Genomic DNA, 16,238 nt, shown 5'->3' on the forward strand with positions numbered 1-16,238 from the left:
TTCTCCTCCCCAAGCCATCGCCATGCGCCCGCCCCCCTGCGCGCAGAACGAACCCCCCCCCACCCCCCCCCCCCCCCCCCCCCCCCCCCCCCCCCCCCCCCCCCCCCCCGGCTCCCTCCCCCCCCCCCCCCCCCCCCCCCCCCCCCCCCCCCCCCCGGCCCTCGCCCCTGCCGGCCGAGCCTCCAGCGGTCTCAGGCCTGCGCCGCCCACCACTTCTTGAGCTTCTCGACCGCCACGTCATGCCCCATCGGCCCGTGCTCCAGCCGCAGCTCCAGCAGGAACGCGTAGGCCTTGCCGATAACCGGCCCAGGACCGACACCCAGGGTCTTCATGATCTCGTTGCCGTCGAGGTCGGGCCGGATGGCATCCAGCTCCTCCTGCTCCTGCAACTGTGCAATGCGCTCCTCAAGCCCGTCATAGGTCCGCGAGAGGGCAGCAGCCTTGCGCTTGTTCCGCGTGGTGCAGTCCGAGCGGGTCAGCTTGTGCAGTCGCTCCAGCAGAGGTCCCGCATCACGCACGTACCGGCGCACCGCGGAGTCGGTCCACTCGCCGTCGCCGTAGCCGTGGAAGCGCAGATGAAGCTCCACGAGCTTCGAGACATCCTTGACCATGTCGTTGGAGTACTTGAGCGCGGCCATCCGCTTCTTGACCATCTTGGCGCCCACCACCTCGTGGTGATGGAACGAGACGCGCCCGTCCTTCTCGAAGCGCCGCGTCCTTGGCTTGCCGATGTCATGGAGGAGAGCGGCAAGGCGCAGAACCAGATCAGGGCCGTCCGCCTCCAGGGCGATCGCCTGCTCCAGGACGGTCAGCGAGTGCTCGTAGACATCTTTGTGACGGTGATGCTCGTCACTTTCCAGACGCAGAGCGGGGAGCTCCGGCAGCACCTGCTGCGCCAGCCCCGTATCGACGAGCAGCGCCAGACCCTTGCGGGGGTTGGCGGAGAGCAGCAGCTTGTTGAGCTCCTCCCTGACCCGCTCGGCGGAGACGATCTCGATACGCCCGGCCATTTCCGTCATCGCCGTGATCACATCGGGGGCGACATCGAAGTCCAACTGCGCGGCGAAGCGAGCAGCACGCAGCATGCGCAGCGGATCGTCGGAGAACGATTCCTCGGGGGTGCCGGGAGTGCGCAGTACACGCTCGGCCAGGTCCTCAAGACCACCGTGAGGATCGATGAAGTCCTTCTGCGGAAGCGCTACCGCCATCGCGTTGACCGTGAAGTCACGACGGACGAGGTCTTCCTCGATGGAATCGCCGTAGGACACCTCGGGCTTGCGCGAGGTCCTGTCGTACGCCTCCGACCTGTATGTGGTGACCTCGATCTGGTAGCCGTCCTTCTGGGCACCCACGGTGCCGAAGGCGATCCCGACCTCCCATACCGAGTCGGCCCACGGCCGGACAATCTTCAGTACGGCCTCGGGGCGGGCGTCGGTCGTGAAGTCCAGGTCGTTCCCGAGCCTGCCGAGAAGCGCATCCCGGACCGAGCCACCGACCAGGGCGAGGCTGAATCCGGCATCCTGGAAACGGCGGGCGAGGTCGTCGGCGACCGGGGACACCCGCAGCAGTTCACTGACTGCGCGGTGCTGCACCTGGGTCAGGGCACGGGAGCTGTCTTCATTGGCGTTCGACACAACAGAAAAGGGTACGTGCCCGGACCGGCCCGGTCGTCCTGGTTTCGTCCCGCCCTGCGAGACTCTTCCGATCATGTAGCGGACTCCCCAGCACTTGGCACCCACGCACATCGTTACCATGCGGGGACGCAGCAACCGACAACCATCGACACCAGCTGACAACGACGAGGGACGGGTAGGCGCGTGGCCGAGGCGGCAGACATTCAGGGGATCGGTCCCTCTCCTGCCCGCCGGTGGCTGCGGCGCACAGCCTCCTTGATCATCGGGGCGCCGCTCGTCGCAGCTCTGCTGGCAGGACCGGCCACACCCGCCGCACAGGCCGGCGGGACCGCCAAGGCCCCGACCGGCTCCGAAACAGTCAGTGTGTCCCTGAACACCGTCGCTCCGAGCGCGCCGGTGAAGGGGGACACCCTGACCGTCTCCGGCACCGTGACCAACAGGGGCAAGGACACGATCACGCAGGCGAAGGTCGACCTGCGAGTCGGCCCGAGGCTCCTCGACAGGACATCGATCGACACCGCTGCCAAGCGCACCGGGTACGTCCTCGGCAGCGACCCCGCCCCGATCGGCGGCAAGTACACGGTGAAGTTCGCGAAGCTCCCATCCGGAATAAGCCAGGACTTCACGCTGTCCGTCCCGGTCGGCAAACTGGGGCTCGGCGACGACGGCGTCTACCAGCTCGGCGTCTCGCTGTCGGGGCAGACCTCCCGGGCCCCGTACGGGGTTCTGGGAATCCAGCGCACCTTCCTGCCGTGGCAGGAAGAGGAGCGTGACTCCAAGACGAAGGTCACCTATCTCTGGCCGCTCATCGCATCGCCCCATGTCACTGCCGAGACCGGCTCCGACGATCAGCAGACGCCTGTGTTCGCGGACGACGACCTGGCCGCCGAACTCGCTCCGGGCGGACGCCTCGAACAGCTGGTCTCGCTGGGCAGTCAGCTGCCCGTGACATGGGTCATCGACCCTGATCTACTGGCCAGCGTCGATGCGATGGCGAGGAACTACCGCGTCAAGTCCGGCGACACCACCGTCGCCGGGAAGAACCAGGCCGTCGCCAAGAAGTGGCTCACCTCGCTGGAGGCCGCGGTCTCGGACGGCAAGGTCATCGCGCTGCCGTTCGGCGACCCCGATCTGGCGTCCATCGCACACCGCGGCAAGAACGTGTCGGGCACCCTCAGCCACCTGCAGACCGCCACGGAGGTGGCCGGGACAACGGTACAGACCATCCTTCATGTGAAGCCGTCGACCGACTTCGCCTGGCCCGTCGACGGAGCGATCGACCCGTCGATCGTCGACGTCGCCACCTCGGCCGGCGCCCACAACGTGATCGCCCGCAGCGACAGCCTTCAGGAGACCGGCGGCCTGTCGTACACGCCCACCGCGGCCCGGCCGATCGGCGGCGGCACGACCGCGGTGGTCTCCGACGCCCGGCTCTCCACGGCTTTCCAGGGCGACATGTCGAAGGCGGGGAACTCCACCCTCGCCGTGCAGAAATTCCTCGCTCTGACCCTCGCTCTGACCCAGCAGGACACCGACGCGGAACGGAGCATCGTCGTCGCACCGCAGCGGATGCCGACTGTCGCCCAGGCCCAGTCGATGGCCGACGCCCTGCACGCCCTCGACGACGGACGCTGGACAGAACCCCTCGGGCTCGTGGACGCGGCCGAGGTGAAGCCGGACACGGACGCGACGACCAGCGTCCCCGGATCGTCCCAGTACCCGAAGAAGCTCCGCAGCCAGGAGCTGCCCACCCAGGCGTTCCAGGACATCAAGTCCACCCAGGTCTCGCTCAACAACTTCCAGGTCATCCTCACCCATCCCGAGCGGGTGGTGACTCCCTTCGGCAACGCGGTCAACCGCTCCATGTCGACGTCATGGCGTGGCAAGCCGCTGGAGGCCCAGCAGTACCGGGACTCGGTACGCACCTATCTGCAGGGCCTCATCAACGAGGTCCAGCTCATCTCGAAGTCGGACGTCACCCTGTCCGGCCGCAGCGCCACAATCCCGGTGACTGTGCAGAACAGACTGTTGCAGGGCGTGGACCATCTGGTCCTCCGGCTCAAGTCGGAGAACGCGACCCGGCTCAAACTGAACGACGGTGGGGCCGTGGCGGAGCAGCCGATCCGGATCGCCGGCGGCCACAGCCAGTCCGTGAAATTCGACGCCGCGGCCAACGTCAATGGCCAGGTGCAGATGACCGCACAGCTCTATACCGAGGACGGCACACCGTACGGCGGAGAGATGGCCTTCACCGTGAAGGTCTCCGAGGTCACCCCGACCGTGCTGCTGGTGATCGCCGGTGGGCTGCTCCTTCTGGTCCTCGCAGGCATCAGGATGTACACCCACCGCAAGCGCGCCAACGCGGGCGGGGACGACGGCGGCGAACCCGAGCAGCCGAGTGACCCGACCCCGGACACCGGTCCGGAAAACGGGGAGCCGTCGGGCTCGGGTGAGAAAGTGGAACGTTGAGCGATGTCTGTCGTGGCCTGTCGGCCGGGGACGATGAGGTGGGGTTTCGATGAACGCGCCGTACGACGGTGACCGCGGTCAGGGTGCGGACGGAGCCGGTTCTTCCGGCGGGCCCCCGATGCCGCCCGGACCGGGCCAGGTTCCGCCGACGCCCGATCCGTACCTCCAGACCGCGTACGACCACGATCCCTACCGGTCCCAGGATCTGTCCGTCCAGGACCCGGTGACCGAGGCGCTGTACGACCGCGCCGCGCACCCGCCGCCACCCCCTGGCACCTACCAGCAGCCCCAGCCGCTCTACCAGCAGCCGCCCGCGGCGCAGTACGCACCCGATCCGCGTATCTGGGCGCAGACCCCGCCGCCCGAGCCCGACGGCCCGTCGCGATACCTGCCGTATGGCGATGACCCGGTGACCACCCAGTTCGTCGGGGTGGACGATCTCGTCAGCCAGGCGTCCCAGGACCACGAGCAGCCGGATGCCTTCGCGCACCTGTTCCGGGACCAGGAGGGCCCGGCAGGCCCCTCCCCCGTTCCGGCGGAGCCCGAACCGGCCCCGGCACCCGCACCGCCCAAGTCCGGCGGCCGGGCCTCCGGCCTGCTGAAGTCCAGTGCGGTGATGGCGGCCGGCACGCTCGTGTCCCGGCTCACCGGATTCGTCCGCAGCCTCGTGATCACGGCCGCGCTCGGTGCGGCACTGCTCGGCGACAGTTTCACCATCGCGAACACACTGCCGACGATGATCTACATCCTCACCGTCGGTGGCGGGCTGAACTCGGTCTTCGTTCCCCAGCTCGTGCGATCCATGAAGGACGACGAGGACGGCGGCGAGGCCTATGCCAACCGCCTGCTGACTCTCGTGATGGTCGCGCTCGGTGTGATCGTCGCGATCGCGGTCTTCGCCGCTCCGTGGCTGATCCACATGATGTCGCCGACGATCGCCGGGGACGCGGCAGCCAACAGCGTCGCCGTGACGTTCGCCCGCTACTGCCTGCCGACCATCTTCTTCATGGGCGTGCATGTCGTGATGGGCCAGGTCCTCAACGCCCGCGGCAGGTTCGGCGCGATGATGTGGACCCCGGTCCTCAACAACATCGTCGTGATCTTCACGTTCGGCATGTTCATCTGGGTCTACGGCACCTCCGCCGAATCCCAGATGGGGGTCCAGACGATCCCGCCGGAGGGCGTCCGCCTGCTGGGCATCGGCACGCTGCTCGGTCTGGTCGTCCAGGCCCTGGCCATGGTCCCGTATCTGCGTGAGGCCGGCTTCCGTTTCCGCCCGCGCTTCGACTGGAAGGGGCACGGGCTCGGCAAGACGGTCAAGCTGGCCAAGTGGACCGTCCTGTTCGTCCTGGCCAACCAGGCGGGCGTGATCGTCGTCACCCAGCTCGCGACGTCGGCGGGCAAGCTGTCCGGCAAGGACGGCGCCGGCTTCCTCGCGTACTCCAACGCCCAGCTCATCTGGGGCATGCCGCAGGCGATCATCACCGTGTCGGTCATGGCGGCCCTGCTGCCCCGCATCTCCCGCGCCGCGCACGACGACGACCCGGGCGCAGTCCGCGACGACATCTCCCAAGGACTGCGGAACTCGGCCGTGGCGATCGTGCCGGTGGCCTTCATGTTCCTCGCCCTCGGTCTGCCGATGTGCACCCTGCTGTACGCCTCCGCGGGCACCGAAGCGGCCCGGTCCATGGGCTTCATCCTCATGGCCTTCGGTCTCGGTCTGATCCCGTACTCCGTGCAGTACGTGGTGCTGCGAGGCTTCTACGCCTACGAGGACACCCGGACGCCCTTCTACAACACAGTCATCGTCGCCGCGGTCAACGCGGCCGCCTCGGCCCTCTGCTACGTGGTTCTGCCCGCCCAGTGGGCCGTAGTCGGCATGGCTGCCTCGTACGGACTCGCCTACGCCGTCGGCGTGGGCATCGCCTGGCGACGGCTGCGCAACCGGCTGGGCGGCGATCTGGATGGCGCCCACGTCGTACGCACCTACGCCCGTCTGTGCCTCGCTGCCATCCCGGCAGCGGTGCTCGGCGGCGGCGTCGGCTTCGCTGTTCTCCTGGGCCTCGGCGAAGGCGCCTTCGGGTCGCTCGTCGCGCTGATCTGTGGTGGGGCCGTTCTGCTGGGCGTCTTCTTCGTCGCCGCCAAGCGGATGCGGATCGAAGAGATCAACGGCATGGTCGGCATGGTCCGCGGGCGGCTCGGACGCTGAGAATCACCGGCCGCACAACCATCACCGCCCTTTGCGTGTCGTGCATAGCGCCGGAGTGTGGGCACAATTGGCGTGACTGTGCAGAGCTGGCTGGCATCGCGCAACGGATGGGGAGGCAGGAACGACGGTGGCGGAACGTAGCACGGCTGCCGTCGACGTGGCCGACAACAGCGGTGATGAACCGCTGGCCGCCAAGGCGGACGAGGCCACGACCGACGGGACGGCAGAAGCTCAGGACCCAACGGGCACAAAGCCGCAGGACACGGACGGTGAGCGCATCAGCATCGAGGCCACCCTGGCGACCCCGGATCTGCACAGCGGGCACAAACTCGCCAGACGCTACCGGCTCGAAGAGTGCGTCACCCGTCTGGACGGATTCAGCAGCTGGCGCGCTGTCGACGAGAAACTGCGCCGCGCGGTGGGCGTGCATCTGCTCCCCGCCGACCACCCCCGAGCCCGCTCCGTGCTGGCCGCAGCCCGCTCCTCCGCTCTGCTCGGCGACCCACGCTTCGTGCAGGTACTCGACGCGGTGGAGGAGGACGATCTCGTCTATGTCGTCCATGAATGGCTCCCCGACGCCACCGAGCTCACGTCTCTGCTGGCCGCGGGGCCGATGGACGCGTACGACGCGTACCAGCTCGTCAGCCAGGTATCCCAGGCCATGGCAGCCGCACATCGAGAAGGTCTCGCACATCTGAGGCTGACCCCGGGCGCGGTGCTGCGGAGCTCGACCGGGCAGTACCGGATCCGCGGCCTCGCGGTGAACGCCGCCCTGCGGGGCATCACCAGCGACGGCCCGCAGCGCGCGGACACCGAGGCCATCGGCGCCCTGCTCTACGGCGCCCTGACCCAGCGCTGGCCGTACGAGACCGATGCCTACGGCTTGTCCGGGCTTCCCAAGGGAGTGGGGCTGATCGCCCCCGACCAGGTTCGGGCCGGTGTTCACCGCGGTCTTTCCGAGCTCGCCATGCGCGCACTCGCCAATGACGGCGCCACTGCCTCCCGGCAGGAGCAGCCGTGCACCACCCCGGACGAGCTGGCCAAGGCCGTTGCCGCGATGCCCCGCATCCGCCCTCCGGAGCCCACTTTCACGGCACCCCCGGAGTACCAGCGCACGACCTACCAGCAAGGCACCTACGGACGCCCGCCTGCAAGCCCCGGCGCCGCTACGCAGCCCGTGATCGCCGTGCCTCCGGCCCCACTCCAGAGCCGCACCGGCAAGGTCCTCAAGTGGGCGGTGTCCGCACTGCTCATCGCCGCGCTGGGCCTCGGCAGCTGGCAGCTCGCCGAGACGCTCCTCGACCGCAGCAACGACTCTGGGAGCGACGACACCACGCAGACAACCCCGAAGAACGAGGGCAACAAGGCTCCGGCCCCTCTCAAGCCGCTGCGGATAGCCGGTGCGACAGAGTTCATGCCCAGCGGTTCGGGGATGAAGCCGGAGGACGCGCCGAAGGCCGTCGACGGCGATGCGAGTACCGCTTGGGTCACGTACCGCTACCAGGGCTACGCCAACTTCGGCAACATCCCGAACCGCCGGGACGGCAGCGGCATAATCGTCGATCTGGGCAGTGTTCAGGACGTCAACGGCATCAAGGTCGAGATGTTCCGCAGTGGGCAGAAGGCCGAAGTGCTCGCGGCCGACGCGAACGCCTCCGCCCCGTCATCGCTCTCGGACTTCTCTCAGCGCCTCACCAAGCTCGGAACAGTGGGGGGCGAGCTGAAGGAGTCCCTCGCCAAGCCCGTGCGTACCCGCTACGTGCTGATCCACATCACGGAGCTGCCGTCGGACGGGACGTCTGACGGCTTCCGCGGCGGAATCTCGGAGATCTCGGTACTCGGCTGATGCGAAGGGCCGGTGGGAACCCCCACCGGCCCTTCGCACACCGGCCGGCGACCAGGACGATCCCGTACGGTGTGCCTGCCGCCCACTGCCCCTGCTCACTCGAATCGTGATAGACAGACGCACCTTGACGCAGAGAGAGGGAGGGAGGGGGAGGTGGCCGCCGAGCCGTCGGAACCACTCAGCGACTCAGACCTCCTCGCTCGCCATGTGGCCGGTGAACCCGACGCTTTCGGCGAGCTCGTACGGCGCCACCGTGACCGGCTGTGGGCCGTGGCACTGCGGACCCTGGGCGACCGCGAGGAAGCCGCCGACGCCGTCCAGGATGCGCTGGTCTCCGCCTTCCGGGCCGCCCATACCTTCCGCGGCCAGTCCGCCGTCACCACCTGGCTGCACCGCATCACCGTCAATGCCTGCCTCGACCGGGTCCGCAAGGCAGCCACCCGCAAGACCTCGCCGGTCGATGACACCGAACGGTTCGACCAACTCCTCGAACCGCACGAGTCCGCGGAAGCCCCGGCGGAGCGCCGGGACCTGCACCGCGAGCTCCTGGCCGCACTCGACACTCTCCCCGCCGAGCAGCGTGCCGCCCTGGTCCTCGTGGACATGCAGGGATACCCCGTGGCCGAAGCGGCTCGCATCCTCGACGTACCGACAGGCACCGTGAAGAGTCGCTGCGCGCGGGGCAGAGCCCGGCTGGCCCCTCTGCTCGCTCACCTCCGCAGTGAAAGCACAGGAGCCGAGGAACCCGACTTGGGAAGGAACCGGACGCCTCGCGCATCCGTCCCACCCGCATCGGTGCCGAGGGACGCCGGTACAAGCGATCCTGCTGGAGTGAAGGGCGGAGGTGGGCGCGCATGACATCAACGACCGACACGGCCTGGCACCCGGACGTCTCGGAGATCTCCGATCTCACGGAGGGGCTGCTCCCGCCGTCACGTGCGGCAGAGGTACGCAGTCATGTGGACGACTGTGAGCTCTGCGGCGATGTCCATTCCTCACTCATGGAGATCCGCGAGCTGCTCGGCACCGTGCCCACGCCACAGCACATGCCCGACGATGTCGCGGACCGCCTCGACGCCGCGCTCGCCGCCGAGGCTCTCAGCACCGCGGCGCCCGTCGGAGCGGTGCATGTTTCACGTGAAACAGAACCCTCTGTGACACAGAAGCCGGAAACGGAGCTCAGTCTCCGGGACCGCCCTGCCGGGCGTCCCCGGGCTACCACCGGTCCCGGCCGTCGGCCGGCCCGGCGCCGCAACACAGCCGTGCTCGGCACCGCTCTCGGTGCAGCCGTGGTCGGTGTGGGCGTCTTCATGCTGCAGAACGTCCAGCCGTCCCAGGAGGATGCCAGCCTCAAGGCGGCGGACCGGGGCTCCAGCTCCGCAGCGAAAGGTGCAGGAACCTTCTCGGCCTCCACCCTCGAAGGCCGGGTCCAGACGCTCCTTCTGAGCGCGGGCACGGAGCCGTCGAGTACGAACGGCACCAGCACCGAGAAAAAGGCGCCGTCCGTCGACATTCAGTCGACGCCCAAGAGCGACTCTCCCGGCTCCGAGTCGCCTCGAACACCGTTGCGCGCACCTGTCGTTTCCGTCCCGCTCTGCGTGGAGCAGGGCATCGGGCGGAAGACCGCGGCCCTCGCCGCGGAGGAAGGCACCTACGAGGGCACGAATGCCTTCCTCGTCGTCCTGCCGCATCCCTCCGACGTGACCCGCGTCCAGGCATATGTCGTAGACGCGGCCTGCGTCCGGGAAAAGCCCGCCGCCAAGGGGAAGCTACTGCTGACCCGCGCCTACGCGCGCCCCTGAGAATCGCGCCGGACGCGGCCCCGGCACGTCGGGAATGCATCCCCCGTAGGATCCGTTGGGTGGGGTGAGAGTCGTTGAACCGACCCCAGTAGGCGTGGACAGTAGGCAGTCTGCAGAGACGAGGAAGAAACCCGTGAGCGACGTCCGTAATGTGATCATCATCGGCTCCGGCCCTGCGGGCTACACGGCCGCCCTTTACACCGCACGCGCCTCGCTGAAGCCGCTGGTGTTCGAGGGCGCCGTCACCGCCGGCGGTGCGCTGATGAACACCACCGACGTGGAGAACTTCCCGGGCTTCCAGGACGGGATCATGGGCCCGGAGCTCATGGACAACATGCGCGCCCAGGCCGAACGCTTCGGCGCCGAGCTCGTCCCCGACGATGTCGTCTCCGTGGACCTCACCGGAGACATCAAGACGGTCACCGACACGGCCGGCACGGTGCACCGCGCCAAGGCCGTCATCGTGACGACCGGCTCCCAGCACCGCAAGCTCGGCCTGCCCAATGAGGACGCCCTCTCCGGGCGCGGCGTCTCCTGGTGCGCCACCTGTGACGGCTTCTTCTTCAAGGACCAGGACATCGCCGTGATCGGCGGCGGCGACACCGCGATGGAGGAGGCGACCTTCCTCTCCCGCTTCGCGAAGTCGGTCACCATCGTCCACCGTCGCGACTCGCTGCGTGCCTCCAAGGCCATGCAGGACCGCGCTTTCGCCGACCCGAAGATCAAGTTCGCCTGGGACAGCGAGGTTGCTGGAGTGCACGGGGAGCAGAAGCTGTCCGGCCTGACCCTTCGGAACACCAAGACCGGCGAGACGTCCGGGCTCGCGGTGACCGGCCTGTTCATCGCGGTGGGCCATGACCCGCGCACCGAACTCTTCAAGGGGCAGCTCGACCTCGACGAGGAGGGCTACCTCAAGGTCGAAGCTCCCTCGACGCGCACCAACCTCACCGGTGTCTTCGGCGCCGGTGACGTCGTCGACCACACCTACCGGCAGGCCATCACCGCTGCCGGCACGGGTTGCTCGGCCGCTCTCGACGCCGAGCGCTTCCTCGCCGCGCTCGCCGACGACGAAAAGGCCGCTGCGGCTACCGTCTGATCCACGCCTCACCCCCACACCCCAAGTAGTTAAGGAGGTCGCCGTGGCCGGCGCCCTGAAGAACGTGACCGATGACTCCTTCGACGAGGTCGTCCTGAAGAGCGACAAGCCTGTGCTGGTGGACTTCTGGGCCGCGTGGTGCGGTCCGTGCCGCCAGATCGCGCCGTCTTTGGAGGCCATCGCTGCTGAGCACGGCGACCAGATCGAGATCGTCAAGCTCAATATCGACGAGAACCCGGACACGGCCGCCAAGTACGGCGTCATGTCCATCCCGACCCTGAACGTCTACCAGGGTGGCGAGGTCGCCAAGACCATCGTTGGCGCCAAGCCGAAGGCCGCGATCCTCCGCGACCTCGAAGGCTTCATCGGCGAGTAGGACCGTGGTCCGCTGTTTCACGTGAAACGGGTCCATCCCCTCGGGGGATGGACCCGTTTCACGTTGTCATGGGCTCTCGGATCAAAGAGGCCGCAGCGCCGGCTCCTTCTGGACGGCACCCAGCAACCGGTCCAGCGCCAGCTCGACGTCCTCCTTCCAGGAGAGCGTCGTACGCAGTTCCAGTCTCAGCCGCGGATGAACGGGATGGGGCCGTACAGTCTTGAAGCCGACCGCGAGGAGATGATCTGCCGGAAGCACACAGGCAGGCTCCTTCCACCGGGCGTCGCCGAAAGCCTCGATCGCCCTGAATCCCCGACGCAGCAAGTCCTTGGCGACGGTCTGCACCATGACTCGGCCCAGGCCCTGTCCCTGGTATGCCGGCACAATCCGGGCAGTCATCAACTGCACGGCATCGGGGGAGACGGGGCTCGTCGGAAAAGCCGTCGAGCGCGGCACGTAGGCAGGCGGTGCATAGAGAACGAAGCCCGCCGGCACATCGTCGACATAGACAACGCGGCCGCACGATCCCCACTCCAGCAGAACGGCCGAGATCCATGCCTCTTTCTCCAGCTCGGGCGTTCCCGCCTTTACTGCAGCTTCCCCACTGACCGGATCAAGCTCCCAGAAGACGCACGAGCGGCAACGCCTGGGGAGATCGGAAAGGTTGTCCAGTGTGAGCGGTATGAGCCGACGCCCCATGAAGGCTGTTCCTCGCTTCCTTCGCCCGCCGCACCGCGTGCGGCAGTCAGTGCACTCCGTTCAAGGAGCAGGCTGCCGACGAACCCTCCGACAGCCCCCAGGCCCAGCCCCACTGTCACCAGTCGGCTGCGGCTCACTGATCGCATGGCCCTCCCTCCGCCGAGGTGGCTCAAGCCGATGTGCCATACCAGAACGCATCGTATCCACCCAGCGATGAAGCCGACACCGAGAGAAAGCAAAGGGCGGGCTGTATTCCGGTATCCCCCGGAACACAGCCCGCCCCCAGTCCATCGGCAGAGGTCAGCTCTCGTCGCCCTCGGCAGGATCTTCAGAGGAGGCCCGATCCAGCACGCGCCCCTCACCCGGTGCCAGGCTGCCGAGAATGCGGTCCAGATCCTCCATCGATGCGAACTCGACGACGATCTTTCCCTTCTTCTGGCCGAGGTCGACCTTCACCCTGGTCTCGAAGCGGTCCGAGAGCCGGGAAGCAAGATCGGACAGCGCAGGCGACACCCGGCCACCGGCCCGCAGCCCCTTGGCCTTGGCAGTGCTCGTGGGACTGGAGCCCATGAGGGTCACAATCTCTTCGACCGCACGCACCGACAGCCCCTCGGCCACAATGCGATGTGCCAGCCTGTCCTGCTCCTCCGAGTCGTCCACGGACAACAGCGCCCGTGCATGACCGGCCGACAGCACCCCGGCCGCGACCCTCCGTTGGACCGGATGCGACAGCCTCAGCAGTCGCAGCGTGTTGGACACCTGGGGGCGGGAACGCCCGATCCGGTCAGCCAGCTGATCATGCGTGCACTTGAAGTCCTTGAGCAGCTGGTCGTACGCGGCTGCCTCCTCCAACGGGTTCAGCTGAGCCCGGTGCAGGTTCTCCAGGAGCGCGTCCAGGAGAAGCTTCTCGTCGTCCGTGGCCCGGACAATGGCGGGGATCCGCTCCAGACCGGCCTCACGGCAGGCCCTCCAGCGCCGCTCGCCCATGATGAGCTCATAGCGCTCCGGACCCATCTTCCGCACCACGACGGGCTGGAGAAGGCCCACCTCCTTGATGGAGGTCACCAACTCGGCAAGCGCGTCCTCGTCGAATACCTCACGGGGCTGACGAGGATTCGGGGTGATGGAGCCGAGAAGAACCTCGGCAAAGTACGCTCCTGCGGCTCCCGCAGATTCTGCCGCGGCCTCGGGCTCCGAAACCGGCGCACTCGGCTCCGGCACAACCGGAGCGGGCGCAAGCGTGGCCACCTTCGCAGCGGCCACTCCCCGCTCTGCCGTCATGACAGGACCCGCCCCAGGAGAGGCCGAGCCCACCCCCGTGGACGGCACCTGCTTCTCCTGCGGAGCGGCGGGGATCAGGGCACCTAGCCCACGCCCCAACCCTCTTCGACGCTCACTCACTGGATCCCCTCCGAAATGCTCTGCTGACTGTTCCCACTGCCCGTGTGGGCCTGCTGGGCCTCGTACTGCACCCCTACACCCCGCAGGGCGATCTCACGCGCCGCTTCGAGGTACGACAGCGACCCACTCGAACCCGGGTCGTAGGTCAGTACAGTCTGCCCATAGCTCGGTGCCTCCGAAATCCGCACCGACCGCGGAATGCTCGTCCGCAGCACTTCCTTACCGAAGTGGCTGCGCACCTCCTCCGCGACCTGCGAAGCGAGCCTGGTCCTGCCGTCGTACATGGTGAGCAGAATCGTCGACACATGAAGATCGGGGTTGAGATGCCCCCGCACCAAATCCACATTGCGCAGCAGCTGCCCCAGTCCTTCCAGTGCGTAGTACTCGCACTGGATAGGGATCAGCACCTCGGCACCGGCGACCAGGGCATTGACCGTCAGCAGACCGAGCGAAGGCGGGCAGTCGATGAGGATGTAGTCCAACGGCTGCTCATATGCCTGGATCGCCCGCTGCAGTCGACTCTCCCGCGCCACCAGCGACACCAACTCGATCTCCGCACCGGCGAGATCGATAGTGGCGGGGGCGCAGAAGAGGCCTTCGACGTCCGGAACAGGCTGAACCACCTCGGAGAGCGGCCTGCTCTCCACCAGGACGTCATAGATGGAGGGGACTTCGGCATGGTGATCGATACCCAGAGCCGTGGAGGCGTTCCCCTGCGGGTCAAGGTCGACCACCAGAACACGTGCACCGTGAAGCGCGAGCGAGGCGGCAAGATTGACCGTCGTGGTCGTCTTGCCCACCCCACCCTTCTGGTTGGCCACCACCATGACGCGCGTCCGGTCAGGACGGGGCAGGCCCTCGCCGGCGCGGCCAAGGGCCTCGACCGCCAGCTGGGCCGCGCGACCGATGGGTGTGTCATCCATCGGCGGCGGTGTTTCACGTGAAACACCCTCCCCCGCCGATTCGGTTCGGGGACCGGGGACCGGATCGGTCATCGGTCCCGCGATGTTGGCGTCGGACCGCAAGGATTCACTCTCCTCGACTTCAGGCTCACAATGAGCAGAGCCTGCCATGCTTTCGGGGTCGTGAACCAGCGAGGCCCGCTCTTCTGTGGATGAATCCACTTCTGTGGACAACTCCGTAGCCCTAACGGGCCTGCGGTGCCGCGGCGCGGCAGCCGCGCGACCGCGGCTGATGATCCCATGCAGCAGAGAGCGACGTTTCACGTGAAACACGATGCCCCTGCAGCCTAGCTACAGGGGCACGACACTCCGCGTGGGGTATGTATGGCCGCTTGTCGGGAGCATCGCCGACAGGCAACCAAACTGTATGTAATGGTCGATTTCGCAGCGTGACCAGACGCGTCAGCGACGACGCCTCGTGCGGCTCGTCCTCGCGGCCTTGGCCCTCTTTGCGGCGAACCTCACACCGCCCGGGCTCTCCCCGACCACCACACGCACCACCGTGGACATCGGATCGACAACGCCCTCTCCGACGTGCAACACCTCGGTCTCCACCACGCCGAGCTTACTCAAGGCCGCACGGGCGCCGACGATCTCCTCTTCGGCTGTATCCCCCTTGAGCGCCAGCATCTCTCCGTATGGACGCAGTAGCGGAACTCCCCAGCCGGCCAGCCGATCGAGCGGCGCCACAGCCCGAGCCGTCACAACGTGAACCGGCTGAAGCGTCCCTAGAACCTCCTCGGCCCGACCACGTACAACCGTCACATGGTTCAGGCCCAGCAGCTCGACGACTTCCTGGAGGAAATTCGTCCGCCGGAGCAAGGGCTCAAGCAAGGTGATCTTAAGATCCGGACGCACCAGCGCCAGCGGGATACCCGGAAGCCCCGCACCGGAGCCCACATCGCAGACCGTGACGCCTTCAGGCACGACCTCGGAGAGCACCGCGCAGTTCAGCAGATGCCGCTCCCACAGCCGCGGCACCTCACGCGGACCGATCAACCCCCGCTTCACCCCGGCATCCGCCAGCAGTTCCGCGTACCGGACAGCCTCTGGGAAGAACTCACCGAAAACTGCCCGCGCCCCTTCGGGCGCCTGGGGAAGCTCTACTTCCGCCGTCACGGGAACCGTCCTTCCATACCGCACTACCGCACTGTGGGTGGCTGACTATCAGGCTGACAAAGATCGGCCCCGCCTGCGAACAGACGGGGCCGACAGAACAAGGTTCCGGTCAGGCCGGGAGAACGACGACGAAGCGCTGCGGCTCCTCGCCCTCGGACTCGCTGCGCAGACCAGCGGCCGCGACCGCATCGTGCACAACCTTGCGCTCGAACGGCGTCATCGGGTCCAGCTTCACCGGCTCACCGGTGCTCTTGACCTCGTCCGCGGCCTTGGCACCCAGCTCGGCGAGCTCAGCCCGCTTCTTGGCCCGGAAGCCCGCGATGTCCAGCATCAGCCGACTCCGGTCACCGGTCTCCCGGTGCACAGCAAGCCGCGTCAGCTCCTGGAGCGCCTCCAGCACCTCACCGTCGCGGCCCACGAGCTTCTGCAGATCACGTGCCGAGTCGCTGATGATCGAGACCGCGGCCCGGTCCGCCTCGACGTCCATGTCGATGTCTCCGTCGAGATCGGCGATGTCGAGCAGGCCCTCGAGGTAGTCCGCTGCGATCTCGCCCTCCTGCTCAAGGCGGGTCAAGGTGTCGCTGCCCTCAGCGGCCGTGGAGGTGGTGCCTTCCGTCACGGATGG

The 16,238-nt window shown here is 67.6% G+C and carries 13 protein-coding genes; 7 read left to right on the top strand and 6 right to left on the bottom strand.

Going from position 1 to position 16,238, the window contains the following annotated elements:
• Nucleotides 1–191: 191 nt before the first annotated feature.
• Nucleotides 192–1,634: a CCA tRNA nucleotidyltransferase gene (locus ACZ7IB_RS09170; protein ID WP_470910654.1), complete on the bottom strand. Its 1,443-nt coding sequence runs from the start codon at nt 1,632–1,634 to the stop codon at nt 192–194.
• Nucleotides 1,635–1,817: 183 nt separating this feature from the next.
• On the opposite strand from ACZ7IB_RS09170, the gene ACZ7IB_RS09175 reads away from it, so the two are divergent.
• The 7 genes from ACZ7IB_RS09175 to trxA all read left to right on the top strand — a co-directional run bounded on the left by ACZ7IB_RS09175 (nt 1,818) and on the right by trxA (nt 11,432).
• On the top strand, nt 1,818–4,103 hold the full coding sequence (locus ACZ7IB_RS09175; protein ID WP_470910656.1) for a DUF6049 family protein: 2,286 nt from the start codon (nt 1,818–1,820) through the stop codon (nt 4,101–4,103).
• A 49-nt stretch (nt 4,104–4,152) separates the two neighbouring features.
• Nucleotides 4,153–6,312, top strand: a complete 2,160-nt coding sequence (gene murJ / locus ACZ7IB_RS09180; RefSeq protein WP_470910659.1) for a murein biosynthesis integral membrane protein MurJ — start codon at nt 4,153–4,155, stop codon at nt 6,310–6,312.
• A gap of 127 nt (nt 6,313–6,439) precedes the next feature.
• Nucleotides 6,440–8,158 (top strand): protein kinase family protein, encoded by a 1,719-nt coding sequence (locus tag ACZ7IB_RS09185; protein ID WP_470910661.1) that lies wholly within the window; start codon nt 6,440–6,442, stop codon nt 8,156–8,158.
• A 153-nt stretch (nt 8,159–8,311) separates the two neighbouring features.
• On the top strand, nt 8,312–9,016 hold the full coding sequence (sigM, locus tag ACZ7IB_RS09190) for an RNA polymerase sigma factor SigM (protein ID WP_470910663.1): 705 nt from the start codon (nt 8,312–8,314) through the stop codon (nt 9,014–9,016).
• A complete protein-coding gene (locus tag ACZ7IB_RS09195) occupies nt 9,013–9,960 on the top strand; it encodes a hypothetical protein (protein WP_470910665.1) in 948 nt (315 codons plus the stop codon). The genes sigM and ACZ7IB_RS09195 overlap by 4 nt, the downstream gene beginning before the upstream one ends.
• 133 nt (nt 9,961–10,093) lie before the next feature.
• Nucleotides 10,094–11,056 carry a thioredoxin-disulfide reductase gene (gene trxB / locus ACZ7IB_RS09200; protein WP_470910667.1) on the top strand — a complete coding sequence of 321 codons (963 nt, stop codon included), beginning with the start codon at nt 10,094–10,096 and terminating at the stop codon, nt 11,054–11,056.
• A gap of 43 nt (nt 11,057–11,099) precedes the next feature.
• On the top strand, nt 11,100–11,432 hold the full coding sequence (trxA, locus tag ACZ7IB_RS09205) for a thioredoxin (protein ID WP_093895053.1): 333 nt from the start codon (nt 11,100–11,102) through the stop codon (nt 11,430–11,432).
• Nucleotides 11,433–11,513: 81 nt separating this feature from the next.
• On the opposite strand, the gene ACZ7IB_RS09210 is transcribed toward trxA, so the two are convergent.
• From ACZ7IB_RS09210 to ACZ7IB_RS09230, 5 genes are all read right to left on the bottom strand, one after another.
• Entirely contained in the window at nt 11,514–12,131 is a 618-nt protein-coding gene (locus ACZ7IB_RS09210; RefSeq protein WP_470910669.1) for a GNAT family N-acetyltransferase, read from the bottom strand.
• A 300-nt stretch (nt 12,132–12,431) separates the two neighbouring features.
• Nucleotides 12,432–13,532: a ParB/RepB/Spo0J family partition protein gene (locus tag ACZ7IB_RS09215; protein WP_470910671.1), complete on the bottom strand. Its 1,101-nt coding sequence runs from the start codon at nt 13,530–13,532 to the stop codon at nt 12,432–12,434.
• Nucleotides 13,529–14,605 (bottom strand): ParA family protein, encoded by a 1,077-nt coding sequence (locus ACZ7IB_RS09220; RefSeq protein ID WP_470911160.1) that lies wholly within the window; start codon nt 14,603–14,605, stop codon nt 13,529–13,531. Before ACZ7IB_RS09220 ends, ACZ7IB_RS09215 begins: the two co-directional genes overlap by 4 nt.
• A gap of 291 nt (nt 14,606–14,896) precedes the next feature.
• Nucleotides 14,897–15,613 carry a 16S rRNA (guanine(527)-N(7))-methyltransferase RsmG gene (gene rsmG / locus ACZ7IB_RS09225; protein ID WP_327274146.1) on the bottom strand — a complete coding sequence of 239 codons (717 nt, stop codon included), beginning with the start codon at nt 15,611–15,613 and terminating at the stop codon, nt 14,897–14,899.
• Between the two features lie 109 nt (nt 15,614–15,722).
• Entirely contained in the window at nt 15,723–16,232 is a 510-nt protein-coding gene (locus ACZ7IB_RS09230) for a Jag family protein (RefSeq protein ID WP_114245516.1), read from the bottom strand.
• Between the last annotated feature and the right edge of the window lie 6 nt (nt 16,233–16,238).

This window comes from Streptomyces sp. NPDC037301 (genome assembly GCF_055602785.1).

What these genes read in the sequence shown, in the direction of transcription:
- murJ (WP_470910659.1), top strand. Translation starts at nt 4,153, where the DNA reads ATGAACGCGCCGTACGACGGTGACCGCGGTCAGGGTGCGGACGGAGCC.
- ACZ7IB_RS09195 (WP_470910665.1), top strand. Translation starts at nt 9,013, where the DNA reads ATGACATCAACGACCGACACGGCCTGGCACCCGGACGTCTCGGAGATC.
- ACZ7IB_RS09210 (WP_470910669.1), bottom strand. Translation starts at nt 12,131, where the DNA reads ATGGGGCGTCGGCTCATACCGCTCACACTGGACAACCTTTCCGATCTC.
- ACZ7IB_RS09220 (WP_470911160.1), bottom strand. Translation starts at nt 14,605, where the DNA reads ATGGCAGGCTCTGCTCATTGTGAGCCTGAAGTCGAGGAGAGTGAATCC.